The organism is Bacteroides sp. AM16-13 (assembly GCF_003602705.1).
GTDB lineage: Bacteria > Bacteroidota > Bacteroidia > Bacteroidales > Bacteroidaceae > Bacteroides > Bacteroides xylanisolvens.
Window position 1 is genome coordinate 65,212 of the sequence record NZ_QTLK01000019.1, and the last position, 14,731, is coordinate 79,942.

The following is a 14,731-nucleotide window of genomic DNA, read 5'->3' on the forward strand; positions in this document are numbered from 1 at the left end:
TGAATTTCTGAAGCAGTTACTTTTGCTTTCTATTTCAACTGTTTGAGAAACTCTGTCGGAGTGATATTAAATTCTTTCTTGAAACACTTTGTAAAGTAGTTCGGATCTGATATACCGACGGCAAATGATGCTTCGGAGACATTCATACCATTCAGTAAATGAGTTTTAGCCTCTTTCATTTTGATGGTCCGTATGAATTGAGTGATGGAGCATCCGGTGAGTGATTTCAGCTTCATGTGCAACAGGCTGCGGCTGATGCGGAGATGGGCTGTGATTTCCGTTACTCCGAAGTCTTCCTTGGTGAGGTTCGCCATAATCAGTTCCATCAGTTCTTTCATGAATATTTCATCCCGCGGGTTGTTGGTTATTTGCTTGATGTTCAGTTCTTCTGCCTGTTTGAAGTGTTCAATACTCTGTTTCCGGCTCTTTTGGATATTCTGTACCAGCAGTTCCAGATTCTTGGCGTTGAAAGGTTTGGTGATATACGCATCGGCTCCTCGCAGATAACCTTCCGTATGATCGTTTTCATCAGTCTTTGCAGTCAGGAGGATAACGGGGATATGGCTGGTCGTTACGTCCTGTTTGACACGTTCCGTGAATTCCAGGCCGTCCATCACCGGCATCATTAAATCCGATATAATGAGGTTGGGCAGCTGTTTGGCTATCTTCTTGCAGGCTTCCGCACCGTTATACGCCCGTATAATATCATATTTCTCACTGAATATGCTGGCAAGATAATCATTCATTTCTTTGTTGTCCTCCACAATCATAATAGATTCCCGAGCAGGATCTTTTTCTTTGTTGGTCAGCTTTTCGGGAATGAGTTCGATGGTTTCCTTGATTCGCTGGTTATATTTCTGTATTTCTTCGGTCGTGATGTTCTCGGACGAGCGTTCATCGGGACCATAAGCATCCTCCGATACATTCAGGGTAACGATAAAGTCCGAACCCTCATTGACTTCGCTTTCTACCCGGATTTCTCCTTTGTGCATGTGTATGAGCGAACGCGTAAGCGATAATCCCAGTCCGAATCCCTCGCGATGGTCGCGCTTCTCAACTTGGTAATAACTTTCAAATATTTGTTCCTGAGCTTCTTTAGGAATCCCCCTGCCATTGTCTTTGACGGAGATTTGCACAAATGTTTCTTTCTCTTCTTTTATTAGTTTGGCACTCAACTTGACGTATCCGCCGGGTTGGGTATATTTAAATGCGTTTGAGAGCAAGTTATAAAGAATCCGTTCCAGCTTGGAAGGCGAGAACCAGACTTCCTCTTCGGTGTCTTCCAGATTGACGATGAAGTCAATTTCTCGTTCCCCGGCTACAATGTCGAAGATGTGCGACAGTTCTTCCAGAAAGTGCATGATGTCTCCCTTCCGGACGCTGATACGCATCTGTTTCATCTCGATTTTACTGAACGTCAATAGTTCATTAATCAGATAATTCATCCGGTTGGCGTTTCGGTAGATGACTTCCAGTTTCTCTTTATCGTTGTTGCTGATTTGTGGCTGCTGGATCAATCGTTGCAGAGGCGATAGAATCAGGGTCAGCGGTGTTTTCAGGTCATGGGAGATGTAAGTGAAGAAATTGATCTTCTGTTGATTCATATTCTCTATGTTGACGCGTTGTTCATGCTCCGTTTTCAGTCGCATGAGCAGGATGATACGCGTTTTGGTATATCTGTATGCGGCGTAAATGATTAATAGGAAGAGTAGTGCATAAACTAAATATGCTCCCGGTGAGAGCCACCAAGGAGGAAGGACTCTGATGGCAAGGTCCTTTTGGCCCGTTTCGTCCCAGTGGATACCATCTTTGCTGGCTTTGATCTTTAAGATATATCTTCCTGAAGGCAGATTGGAGAAGCGTACCTGATGCTGGTTGCCTACAAACTGCCAGTCCTTGTCGATACCTTCCATTTTCATCGCATATTGAGTGTTGTCGGTATATTGATAATTCAGGCCGGAATATTCGAGACGCAGGGATTGGGCTTGTTCGTGCGTCAGGGTGATCTCTGTCAGTTCGGAGATAGAGGAAGGGATGAATGCTTTCTCATTGTTGGGCGACATATATTCGCTGTTGCTCCAAATGGCAGTCAGTGCAATGTTGAAACGGGGATTGACGGAGCGTACCTGTTCCGGGTAGAAAGAAATCATACCGTTGATAGTTCCGAAATACAATTCTCCGTCAGGCTTCTTGCAGGCGGAGGAGTAGTTGAACTGGTTGATGGGCAATCCGTCGGCCGTGGTATATCGGTCAATGCTTCCTGTTTGGGAATTGATACAACAAAGTCCGTTTCCGGTACCTACCCAAACATTGCTCATCTCATCTTCAATGATACCTTTGATGGCGTTGGATCCCAACTGTTCTTTACTGTAAAAGGCGATAATGCTACCGTTGCGGTCCGATACATAAAGCCCGTTGTTGTCTGTACCTATCCATATCCGTTGATGTGAATCGGGGTAGATATAGGTGATGTAGAGATCGGTATGCGGCAGGATGGGGAGCGAGGTTACTTTCAGTGTATGGGTATTGATCTGAAATATACTGCCTTTTCGGGTTCCTGCCCAAAGTATACTGTCATTAAACTGTACCAGGTTAAAGACACGGAGAGATGAAATCTTTTCCGGGCGGGAGTTTGCTTTCTTCTTGTCGATCAGGAATAAGCCGGAAGGGCCTCCGTACCAGATATGATCGTTCTTGTCTTCGATGATACAGAAGCCGGAAGAAACCTCATCCGACAGTAGATTATAGTCCACCGTGCGGTTTAGATGCGGTATATAGTGAAGAGCTCCTTTCAGGAACAGTCCGAGCCACAGGCTGTTATCTTTGTCGAGCCATAAAGAATGTATGTTCTTGGCGTAGATTTGCATTTGCTTGTGAAGCCGTTCGGCGCGGGTGATTTCTTTCTTATTGTCCAGGTAGTTCAATCCGCCATCTTCGGTGGCGATGTACAGACCATTGTCCGGAGCATTGATAATCTGGCGGACAGCCTTTCCGCTCAAATGATTGAAACTGGCTCCGTATGGATATATCTGGAACTGGTCGGAACCGAATATATAATAATTGACTCCTCCGAAATAGGTTCCCACCCACATATTATGAGCCTTGTCCTGATAAAGGCTGTAAATGGGAGAATCGTTCAGCGCACTTAAATCCCGTTCCGATTGTTCGTAGTGTGCAATCAGTTGATAGAGTTTGTTGAAGACAAAGATGCCATACTCCGTGCCTACCCATATATTCCCCGTATGGTCGGTTGCCGCACACCGGAAGTCTTTCACTTCAAGGTCTTTCGAAAGATTACACAGCGTATTGCTTTGTATATGATAGACGAAAAAATCGTTGTTAGTATTAAATAAAAGCTGGTTGGACGAGATCAGGACGGCATTGTTGCATTGTTGTGTAAAAGGCTGGATGAGAGTCGGGAGGGAAACGAACTGTTTCTTTTCCAGACTGTATCGCATCAGTCCTTTGTTGGTATCTATCCATAAGGTTTTGTCTCCGTCCTCCGCAAAGTATCTCACATGAGGTTTTTCTTTATCGAGAAGAAAAGGGACGAACAAGCTGTCTTGTTCATTGTAGCGATAGAGTCCGTTGCTACAAGCTGCCAGAAGCATACCATCGCTGGTGTTCAGGAAACAAACATCATCCTTAGTGTTCCCTTTAATCTGGTAACGACTGAAATCTTCTGTCTCGTAGTTATAGCTGCAGATGCCCTGATCGGTAGAGATCCATAGAATGTTACGGAGCGAATCGTTATATAAGCGCGTGATGAAATTGTGGCGGAGTGAGGTGCTGTCGGCTTCATTATGTGCGAACAGGTTGATATTATAACCGTCATATCGGCACAATCCGTTGCGTGTACCAAACCAGATGAACCCGTGGTTGTCCTGGGTGATTGCATTGATCGTATTATGCGGGAGTCCTTCAGCTATACTTAGCTGTTTGAAGCGTATATTATTATATTGAATCTGTCCCGTCGACAAGCTTGTATTTAAGAGCACGAGACTAAATAAGAGTACGAATTTAAGTAAGGTGGTTCTCATGGCTTTTCTGATTGATTTTCACGACCTAAAGATACGTCTTTTTTTGTTTTGAACGGTCGTAGAATTGTTCAAACGGGCAGCACTCATGTTCAGTTTGCCGCTTCGCTACAGATTTTTATACATGATTGCAGGTATTAAGCATTATTTTTCTGTTTTTCTTGGATAGAAAAGACCACATTTGCAATGTGAAACTCTAAAAACAAATGCTATGAATCATTCGACATTCAAATCCTTTACGTTTGGTATCGGTCTGTTTTTCACATTACCTCTGGTATATGGGAATAGTTCCTCTCCGTCTTCCTCCGATGGAACGTTGTATATCAATAAATCGAAAACCCACAAAGTGGCTCCCGTAAAGTACGGTTTCCATTATGAGGAAATAGGAATGATGGGCGAGGGTGCCTTGCACGCCGAACTGATACGTAACCGTTCGTTTGAAGAAGCTACACCGCCTGCCGGATTATCAGTAAAGAACGGTCTTTATGAAAATGTTCCGGCTCCCCGCGTTAAAGAGAAAAAAGTGTTTCAGGCCGATCCGCTGATTGGATGGACGACTTATCCGTTATCATATACTCCTGTATTTATCAGTCGCACGGATGAAAATCCGATGAGCGGGGAAAATAAGTATTCGATGCTGGTTAATGTCACGGAAGATATTGCGAACCATTCGGATGCCCTGATTCTCAACCGTGGATATTATGGAATGAACCTGAAGACAGATACGTCTTACCGTCTTTCCTTGTTTTTGAAGAACAGGAATTATTCCGCTCCGTTACGTGTATTTCTGGTTGACGAATGGGGACAGCGGGTGAGCAATGTGATCGAAGTGAATGTAGGGAATCGGGACTGGACAAAATATACCGGTGAACTGAAACCGGAAAAGAACGTCCGGCGTGGAATGTTTGCCATACAACCGATGTCGAAAGGACAATTTCAGATAGATGTCGTTTCCCTGTTCCCGTCCGATACCTGGAACGATGGGAAATCCGTATTTCGTAAAGACATTGTTCAGAACCTGAAAGAGTTTTCTCCCAGCTTTATTCGTTTTCCGGGCGGGTGCATCGTGCACGGAGTCAATGAAGAAACGATGTATCACTGGAAAAAGACGCTCGGACCGATTGAAAATCGTCCGGGACAGTGGAGCAAATGGGCGCCTTATTACCGTACCGACGGAATCGGTTATCATGAGTTTTATGAATTGTGCGAATATGTGGGAGCCGATGCGATGTATGTGATGCCTACGGGTATGATTTGCAGCGGTTGGGTGAAGCAAAGTCCACAGTGGAATTTCAGACACATTGATGTCGATCTGGACGCTTATATCCAGGATGCGTTGGATGCCATCGAGTATGCTATTGGTGATACAACTACGAAATGGGGAGCCGAACGGGCAAAGAACGGTCATCCTGCTCCTTTCCCGCTAAAATATATCGAGATTGGAAATGAAGATTTCGGACCTGTGTATTGGGAACGTTATGAAAAAATCTATCAGGCGTTGTCCGCCAAATACCCCGACTTGGTTTATATAGCCAATAGTGTCATCCGTGTAGTCGGAAGAGAGAATGACGACAAACGGAAAGATATTCCCAATTTTGTCAACCCGAAGAATGTAAAAGTGTTCGATGAGCATTATTATAACTCAATCGAATGGGCTTGCGAACAGCATTATCGTTTTGATAACTACAAACGGGGTGTTGCCGATCTATTTATCGGCGAATTGGGTATTAGCGGAAAATATCCTTATAACCTGCTGGCTACCGGAGCCATCCGTATGTCAATAGAACGCAACGGCGATCTGAATCCTTTGTTTGCCGAACGTCCGGTGATGAGGCATTGGGACTTTCTGGAACACCGTATCTTCCTGCCGATGTTGATTAATGGAGTAGACAGTAGCGTAAAGACTTCCTTCTTCTACCTGGCAAAGATGTTCAGGGATAACACGTTTGACGTGTGTCTGGATGCAGCGATCAAGGATATAGAAGGTTTGCAGAACATCTTTGTTACGATGGGATATGATACGGCCAGCAAACAATATATCCTGAAACTGATAAACCTGCAGGATAAAAAAGTCATTCTACAACCGGAAGTTTCCGGCTTCAAACGTCCCGTCAAGGCACATAAAACAAGCCTGGTACTGGTTCCGGGAAAAGAAAACACCCCGTTTACCCCGAATGAAGTCCAACCGGTAGAGACGGAAGTCGGACTGGACCTGAATCAACCGCTCGAACTGGAGGCCGCTTCCATGGTTGTATACCGTTTTAAATTGAAATGATAAATGGGAATTTAGCAGTTAGGCTGAAAGCCTTACAATTATATATTTATTGGGGTGCCCTGAAAGGGCTTAATTACATAGCGTAGGGCAACGCCCTACGAAAAAGACACACCAGCCACAAGACCTGAAAGGGCGGAACTGTATACAATTATGCCCTTTCAGGGCGCAAATTCAGATTGTCGTTTTTACGTAGGGCGTTCCCCTACGCTATATAATTAAGCCCTTTCAGGGCACTCCGCAAAATTATCATTTACTATTCCGAGATATAAGTCATGACAGTTTTTTAATCGTCAAATAGCAAATTAATAAAATGAAAGCAATCTTTTGTATCACAGGGCTTGCCATACAAGGTTTGACAATATCAGCCCAGGCGCAAACCGGCAAACCGAATATTGTGGTTATTATGACCGATCAGCAGCGTGCCGATTTGTGCGGCAGGGAAGGTTTTCCGCTGGAAGTGACTCCCTTTGTCGACCGGTTGGCGCAAGAGAATGTATGGTTCAATAAGGCATACACTGTGATGCCAGCCAGCTCTCCGGCACGTTGTTCCATGTTCACCGGGCGTTTTCCTTCCGCCACTCACGTACGCACGAATCATAATATTCCTGACATTTCCTATCAACAGGACTTAGTGGGCGTATTGAAAGAAAACGGATATAAAACAGCATTGGTCGGCAAGAATCACGCTTACCTGAAACCTGCCGACCTTGATTTCTGGTCTGAATACGGACACTGGGGAAAGCACAAAAAGACGACTCCCGCAGAGAAGGAGACTGCCCGTTTCCTGAATCAGCAAGCCAGGGGGCAATGGTTGGAGCCATCTCCCATCTCGCTGGAAGAACAGCATCCCACCAAAATCGTGAACGAAGCACTGGCATGGATTAAGCAGCAGAAAGAAAATCCTTTCTTCGTATGGGTTTCTTTTCCGGAACCTCACAACCCTTATCAGGTATGTGAACCCTATTACTCCATGTTCTCCCCCGATAAGCTTCCCGTCTTAAAGACCTCCCGCAAAGATTTGGCAAAGAAAGGAGAGAAATACCGTATTTTGGCGCAACTGGAAGACGCGTCCTGCCCGAACCTGGAACAAGACTTGCCTCGAATCCGTGCCAACTATATCGGAATGATCCGGTTGATAGACGATCAGATCAAGAGACTGATCGAATCATTGAAAGCCAGCGGACAATATGAAAACACCCTCTTTGTCGTACTTTCCGACCACGGTGACTACTGGGGGGAATACGGATTGATTCGTAAAGGAGCCGGACTTTCCGAAAGCCTCGCACGTATCCCGATGGTATGGGCAGGATATCACATTAAGAACCAGCCTGCCCCTATGGATAGCCACGTATCGATAGCCGACCTTTTCCCCACCTTCTGCTCTGCCATCGGTGCCGAAATACCGGCAGGAGTTCAGGGCCGTAGCTTGTGGCCGATGCTGACCGGAAAAGCTTACCCTAAAGAAGAATTCTCTAGCATGGTCGTACAACAAGGCTTCGGAGGAGCTGATGTTGGACTGGATGCCTCCTTGACTTTTGAACAGGAAGGAGCATTGACTTCCGGCAAAATAGCCCACTTCGACGAACTGAACACCTGGACGCAAAGCGGTACCTCACGCATGATAAGAAAGGATGACTGGAAACTGGTCATGAATCATTATGGTAACGGAGAACTTTATAATTTAAAGAAAGATCCTTCGGAAATTCATAATCTGTTTGGCGAGAAGAAATACAGCGAAATTCAAACAGAACTTCTGACCCGTTTACTGGCATGGGAGTTGCGTTTGCAGGACCCGTTGCCTCTCCCGCAAAGACGTTACCATTTTAAACAGAATCCATTTAATTATCTCCACCCGGAACACTAAAAAATAAGAAGATTGTACATACCTACGGATATTAAAAACATGATTCCATGAAGTCTGCCCCGCAACGGCCTATTTTTGTATCCGTAAACATAAAACAGAAATATATGAAATTGATTTTGCGATTAGGATTGATCTTGTTTACAGGATTTATTTCCATCTCTACAGCATCAGCACAGTTATATGGAACGGCAGATACAAACGCTCCGGAACTACGTGTTCCGACATCTGTAAAGCCGGCATTTGATTATTGGATGAGGGACACTTGGGCTACGCTGGGGCCCGACGGTTATTATTATATCACAGGAACGACCTCTACCCCTGATCGTTACTTTCCGGGACAGAGGCATTGCTGGGACTGGAACGACGGTCTGTACCTGTGGCGTTCCAAAGATATGAAGTCTTGGGAAGCCAGAGGACAAATATGGTCGATGGAAAAAGACGGAACCTGGCAAAAGAAGCCGAAAGTATATAAAGCAGGAGAGAAATATCAGAAGAAATCTATCAACGGTGATCCGATGGACAACCGTTTCCATGCTGTATGGGCTCCGGAAATGCATTATATCAAAAGTGTGAAGAACTGGTTTATCGTTGCCTGCATGAATGAGTCGGCAGGTGGGAGAGGTTCTTTCATTTTGCGGAGCAAGACCGGAAAGCCGGAAGGACCGTACGAGAATATCGAAGGTAATAAAGATAAAGCTATCTTCCCGAACATCGACGGAAGTTTGTTCGAAGATACGGACGGCACTGTCTACTTTGTCGGGCACAACCATTATATCGCCCGTATGAAACCGGATATGAGCGGATTTGCCGAGGAACTGAAAACATTGAAAGAGAAAAAATATAATCCGGAACCATATATTGAAGGAGCGTTTATCTTCAAATACGATAACAAATATCACCTCGTACAAGCTATATGGTCGCACCGTACGTCGGAGGGAGATACCTATATTGAGAAAAAGGGAGTAACCTCACCGAAGACACGTTATAGTTACGACTGCATCATCTCGACCGCCGATAATGTGTATGGTCCCTATAGCGAACGCTACAATGCCATCACGGGAGGAGGACACAACAATCTTTTCCAGGATAAGGATGGAAACTGGTGGGCTACCATGTTCTTCAATCCGCGTGGGGCACAGGCGGCAGAGTATAAAGTGACGTGCCGTCCCGGATTAATTCCGATGATCTATGAGAATGGTAAATTCAAACCCAACTTTAATTATAATACCAAATGAAAACTTCTTTATTGATAGCAGGCAGCCTGGCTCTGGTCCCGATGACGTATGCGCAGGACAAGCCGAATATTATTATCATACTGGCAGACGATTTGGGCTTCTCCGATCTCGGCTGTTTCGGTGGTGAGATTCATACACCGGTACTGGATAAACTGGCAAAGAATGGCGTCCGTATGACGCAGATGTACAACAGTGCCCGTAGTTGCCCGTCGCGTGCCAACCTGTTGACGGGACTTTATCCGCATCAGACGGGATTGGGACACATGGACGGCAGTCATCCTGCCTGGCCGAAAGGATATTCCGGTTTCCGTTCCAATTCGGACAACGTCACGATTGCAGAAGTCCTGAAAGATGCCGGATATTTTACGGCTATGTCGGGAAAGTGGCATTTGGGGAATAAGTCGAATCCTATTCTTCGTGGTTTCCAGGAGTATTACGGTTTGTTGGGCGGATTCAACTCTTTCTGGAATCCGGCGGTATATACCCGTTTGCCGAAAGACCGTACGCCCAGACACTATGAGGAAGGAACTTTCTACGCTACCAATGTGATAACGGATTATGCGATTGACTTTATCGACCAGGCACATCAGGAGAAGAAACCGTTGTTCCTGTATCTGGCTTATAACGCTCCCCATTTCCCTTTGCACGCACCGAAAGAAGTGACCGATAAATATATGTCTCTCTATATGCAGGGATGGGACAAGATTCGTGACGCCCGCTGGAAACGGATTGTTGACCTGAAACTCATGCAAGGCAAACCGGCACTTAGTCCGCGCGGCGTGGTTCCCGAAAGTCTGTTTGAAGATGAAACGCATCCGTTACCGGCATGGGACTCATTGACGAAAGATCAGCAGACCGACCTCGCACGGCGTATGTCCATTTTTGCCGCTATGGTAGATGTGATGGACGCGAACATCGGCCGGGTGGTAGATGAATTAAAGAAGAACGGTGAGTTGGACAATACGTTTATCATGTTTATGTCCGATAACGGAGCTTGTGCCGAATGGCACGAATTCGGTTTCGACAAACAGACCGGAGTCGAATACCATACCCATACCGGAGAAGAACTCGACCAAATGGGTTTGCCCGGAACCTATCATCATTACGGTACAGGCTGGGCAAATGTCTGCTGCACGCCGTTCACGCTCTATAAACATTATGCACACGAAGGAGGTATTTCCACTCCGTGTATCATTTCCTGGGGTAATCATGTGAAGAACAAAGGCGGACTGAATCATCAGCCTGCACAATTCTCCGATATCATGTCTACCTGTGTGGAACTGGCAGGAGCCACTTATCCGAAAGAATATCAGGGAAGAGCGATTCTGCCTACGGCAGGTCAGTCTATCCTTCCGATTGTGAAAGGAAAGAAGATGCCCGAAAGATATATTTATGCCGAGCATGAAGGCAACCGCATGGTGCGTAAAGGTGACTGGAAGCTGGTTTCCGCCAACTTCAAGGGAGATGAATGGGAATTGTACAACATCAAGGAAGACCGTACCGAACAGCACAACCTGATCGGTAAATATCCTGAAATGGCAAAAGAATTGGAAACAGCCTATTTCGAATGGGCGGACAAGAGTGATGTACTGTATTTCCAGAAAATGTGGAATACCTACAATAAGAATCGACGGAAAGATTTTAAAGAATATAAAACCCGCTAATGCTTATGGATAAGAGAATCTTACTAACTCTGGCTTTAGGAGCCATGTCGCAGGTGTTTACCCATGCATGGGAGCCTAAAGGAGATAAAATTAAAACAGTATGGGCTGAACAGGTGACGCCGGAAAATGTGTGGCAAAGTTATCCTAGACCACAGTTGCAACGGGCAGAATGGATCAATCTGAACGGATTGTGGAAGTATGCCGTAACGGATCAGAACACGTCCCGGAAGAATGTTTCCTTTGAAGGGGAAATCTTGGTCCCGTTTGCGATTGAATCATCTCTGTCCGGAGTGCAGAAAACATTTCTTCCTACGGATAAACTATGGTATCAACGTGAGTTCTCCTTAGATCCTTCCTGGAAGAATAAATCTGCTATTCTGCATTTCGGAGCAGTGGATTATGAATGTCAAGTATGGGTGAATAACCGGTTGGTCGGTACGCATAAAGGAGGAAACAACCCGTTCTCGTTCGATATTACTAAATACCTGAAGAAGAGTGGTCCTCAAAGCATTGAAGTAGCCGTCACCGACCCGACGGACACGGAATCTATCTCCCGAGGGAAACAGCAACTTAACCAGGAAGGTATCTGGTACACGCCTGTATCGGGCATTTGGCAAACTGTGTGGCTGGAAGCGGTGAATAAAACCTATATCCGTCAGGTACTTCCTTCCACTGATATTGAAAGAAAATCCGTGAAGCTGGCTTTCGATATAATCGGAGCCAAAGGCAATGAAGAAGTGAAAATAGAAGTGTTGGATGATGGCAAAGTAATCAAGACGGTGGAACAGAAGTTGACTAATGCGATAGAGATAGACGTTCCGAACGCTGTCTTATGGTCTCCCGAATCTCCGAAACTGTATCATTTGAATATTGTCTTGTCCAATGGAGGACGTGTTTTAGACCGGGTAAAGAGTTACTTTGCCTTGAGAAAAGTAGATGTCCGTAAAGATGAGTGCGGATATAACCGTATTTGCCTGAATAACCAACCCATCTTCCAATACGGTCCGCTCGATCAAGGCTGGTGGCCCGACGGATTGTTGACTCCTCCTTCCGAGGAAGCGATGCTGTGGGACATGGTGCAGTTGAAGAAGATGGGATTCAATATGATCCGTAAACATATCAAAGTAGAACCGGAGCAATATTATTATTACGCCGATTCTCTGGGATTGATGATGTGGCAAGACATGGTTTCCGGTTTTGCTACGTCAAGGAAGAAGGAGGAACACGTCAATCCGTTGGCTACTACTGATTGGAACGCTCCCGAAGAACACACCCGCCAATGGCAAAAAGAAATGTTCGAGATGATCGACCGTCTCCGTTTCTATCCCTGTATCACTACCTGGGTGGTTTTCAATGAAGGATGGGGACAGCATAACACGGTGGAAATCGTAAATAAAGTGATAAAATACGACGATACACGCCTGATAAACGGAGTGACCGGCTGGACGGACAGAGGCGTAGGCGATATGTACGACGTACATAATTATCCTGTCACTTCCATGATTCTGCCGGAGAACAACGGCAACCGCATTTCCGTACTGGGAGAATTCGGCGGCTATGGCTGGGCGATCAAGGAACATATCTGGAATCCGAATATGAGGAACTGGGGGTATAAGAATATAGACGGAGCAATGGCTCTGATTGATAGTTACGGCCGTCTGGTATATGATTTGGAAACGCTGATTGCCCAAGGATTGAGTGCGGCAGTCTATACACAAACCACTGATGTGGAAGGAGAAGTGAACGGCCTGATTACTTACGACCGGAAAGTAACTAAAATACCGGAAGGCTTGTTACACCTGATGCACAACCGTTTGTATGAAATCACCCCTGCGAAAGCTGTTACTTTGATTGCAGACAGTCAGAACGGAAGCAAGAATACCCGCCTTGTCAGTCTGAACGGTCAGGAGTTGAAAATGACTTCTTTGCCTTTCGAGTGTCCCCCTCGTTCTACGGTAGTATCAGAAGCTACTTTTAAGGTGGATAAGGATTTCAATCATCTGTCTTTATGGCTGAATGTTGCCGGAGAAGCCAAAGTATGGCTGAATGGAGTGGAAGTCTTTGCGCAGGAGGCAAAGCAGACCAGGCAATATAATCAATATAATATCAGCGATTACAGCCGTTACTTGCGAAAAGGAAGTAATTTGTTGAGAATTGAAGTGAAAGATAGCAAGAAGATGAGGTTTGATTATGGGTTGAGGGCTTATTAACAGACTTGTTTTTCTTTTGTCTGTTTCTATTGTAAGGTACGTACCTTTGTATTATTTATTGCCTTATTTCCAATATATTCCAAATAAATCATTTATCTTTGTCACACGCTTTCTGCCCATCAGCGTGATGGAACTGGTGGAAAGTGGTTTTATTTCTTATTAGAGTAAAAGCGTATTATCTCTCGTCTATGAAAATTAGCAGTTTTAAAGGAGAGAGGTGATTCAGCAGATACTCCACGCGAACGGTGTATATCAACATATCCGTCAGGAATGTGTTATATATAAACGATTGGCGTGGGTGTCTGTTGTTATCATTATCTTCCGAAGGGTGTTGCTAAGCCTCATAGACGGATAATGGTGCAACAGCATCTACGCCTTTCTTGTATCCGGTCGGTTTATTCATAATACCCCAATATAACCTAACCAATCCCCGCCCACCGGACTGCAGAAAGCGTAGATGCCCGCTGCACTAATATAATAAAAAGAGTATCCCTCTTTCATTGTATCACACATAAAAAAACGAACATTATGTCAGAATGGATTAGCGTAGAAGAAGCGGCTAAGAAATACAATCTTAAAAAAGAATATATCCAACTTTGGGTGGATATGCGGGTAATCATGTCATATTTCAAGGATTACAAAACGGTTGTAAACGATGAAAGTCTCCGTGGATTCCTGAAAACCAGGGAGAAAGGTATTGATCCGGAATATGTGAAAGCATTGGAACAATTCTGTATCAGTAAATCCGAGACGTGCTTGATATATGCTTTCCTCTTAGGGGCACGCGACAAAGAGCTTGAAATGTATAGGGAAGCCAAATCACAGCGGGATGCGTTACGGGGCATGTGGATGGAACAAAACGAACGGGTACGGGATTTAGAAATAGAACTTGAATTAGGACAGTTCAACTGTTATAAATGCCGGTTAAAAAAGTGGTGTATGAGAATCAAAAGAATAAAATTGAATTGGTTTACAAAGGTCTGGAAATGAGGCAAATGCCAACTCCAACATGGAAATTTAGGGGCATAGCGCCCCTAAATTTCCATTTAACTAAGAACGGTGCAGTCATGAGTACATCAATTAAAAATTCAGCAAGCTCTGCAAACGATTTTTCATTTTTATTTCTCATATTCTCATTGATGACTGATAAACAACAAAGAATCAAATAAGTAGCTTATGAGAAATACTTTCTAATATGGTATTTCTCATAATGTACCCTCTATTTTAGCTTAAAATTCACCTTGTTCTCATAGTATTTCAAGGTATTTCTCATAGTCAAGATACTGTCTTCTTCCTTTTTCTAGTTGGAGATAAACTAGTTCCGATCGTCCCATATATTGTGGGAAAGTATTCCCTCATATTATGGGAATTTGTTCCCACAAAATGAGGGAATCTTTTCCCAGTCAGTAGGGAATACTTTCCCACAATATATGGGACAAAAAGAAT

7 protein-coding genes are annotated in these 14,731 nt (G+C 44.7%); 6 read left to right on the forward strand and 1 reads right to left on the reverse strand.

The genetic code is table 11. From position 1 onward, the window contains the following. Positions 1 to 29: 29 nt before the first annotated feature. The gene (locus DW173_RS15770; RefSeq protein ID WP_120144742.1) at positions 30 to 4,040 is read right to left on the reverse strand and encodes a two-component regulator propeller domain-containing protein; all 4,011 of its coding nucleotides are present in this window, start codon (positions 4,038 to 4,040) and stop codon (positions 30 to 32) included. A gap of 208 nt (positions 4,041 to 4,248) precedes the next feature. On the opposite strand from DW173_RS15770, the gene DW173_RS15775 reads away from it, so the two are divergent. The 6 genes from DW173_RS15775 (at position 4,249) to DW173_RS15800 (ending at position 14,275) form a co-directional block, all read left to right on the forward strand. After that, positions 4,249 to 6,312 (forward strand): alpha-L-arabinofuranosidase, encoded by a 2,064-nt coding sequence (locus DW173_RS15775; RefSeq protein WP_120144743.1) that lies wholly within the window; start codon positions 4,249 to 4,251, stop codon positions 6,310 to 6,312. Between the two features lie 310 nt (positions 6,313 to 6,622). Beyond that, on the forward strand, positions 6,623 to 8,176 hold the full coding sequence (locus DW173_RS15780) for a sulfatase (RefSeq protein ID WP_049701414.1): 1,554 nt from the start codon (positions 6,623 to 6,625) through the stop codon (positions 8,174 to 8,176). Between the two features lie 47 nt (positions 8,177 to 8,223). Then, a complete protein-coding gene (locus DW173_RS15785; RefSeq protein WP_004322915.1) occupies positions 8,224 to 9,411 on the forward strand; it encodes a family 43 glycosylhydrolase in 1,188 nt (395 codons plus the stop codon). Beyond that, the gene (locus DW173_RS15790; RefSeq protein ID WP_004298622.1) at positions 9,408 to 11,075 is read left to right on the forward strand and encodes an arylsulfatase; all 1,668 of its coding nucleotides are present in this window, start codon (positions 9,408 to 9,410) and stop codon (positions 11,073 to 11,075) included. Before DW173_RS15785 ends, DW173_RS15790 begins: the two co-directional genes overlap by 4 nt. A gap of 5 nt (positions 11,076 to 11,080) precedes the next feature. Then, positions 11,081 to 13,285 (forward strand): glycoside hydrolase family 2 protein, encoded by a 2,205-nt coding sequence (locus tag DW173_RS15795; protein WP_120144755.1) that lies wholly within the window; start codon positions 11,081 to 11,083, stop codon positions 13,283 to 13,285. A gap of 528 nt (positions 13,286 to 13,813) precedes the next feature. After that, on the forward strand, positions 13,814 to 14,275 hold the full coding sequence (locus DW173_RS15800) for a hypothetical protein (RefSeq protein ID WP_004298612.1): 462 nt from the start codon (positions 13,814 to 13,816) through the stop codon (positions 14,273 to 14,275). The last annotated feature ends 456 nt before the right edge of the window (positions 14,276 to 14,731 follow it).

What these genes read in the sequence shown, in the direction of transcription:
- DW173_RS15785 (WP_004322915.1), top strand. Translation starts at nt 8,224, where the DNA reads ATGAAGTCTGCCCCGCAACGGCCTATTTTTGTATCCGTAAACATAAAA.
- DW173_RS15775 (WP_120144743.1), top strand. Translation starts at nt 4,249, where the DNA reads ATGAATCATTCGACATTCAAATCCTTTACGTTTGGTATCGGTCTGTTT.
- DW173_RS15795 (WP_120144755.1), top strand. Translation starts at nt 11,081, where the DNA reads ATGGATAAGAGAATCTTACTAACTCTGGCTTTAGGAGCCATGTCGCAG.
- DW173_RS15800 (WP_004298612.1), top strand. Translation starts at nt 13,814, where the DNA reads ATGTCAGAATGGATTAGCGTAGAAGAAGCGGCTAAGAAATACAATCTT.
- DW173_RS15790 (WP_004298622.1), top strand. Translation starts at nt 9,408, where the DNA reads ATGAAAACTTCTTTATTGATAGCAGGCAGCCTGGCTCTGGTCCCGATG.
- DW173_RS15770 (WP_120144742.1), bottom strand. Translation starts at nt 4,040, where the DNA reads ATGAGAACCACCTTACTTAAATTCGTACTCTTATTTAGTCTCGTGCTC.
- DW173_RS15780 (WP_049701414.1), top strand. Translation starts at nt 6,623, where the DNA reads ATGAAAGCAATCTTTTGTATCACAGGGCTTGCCATACAAGGTTTGACA.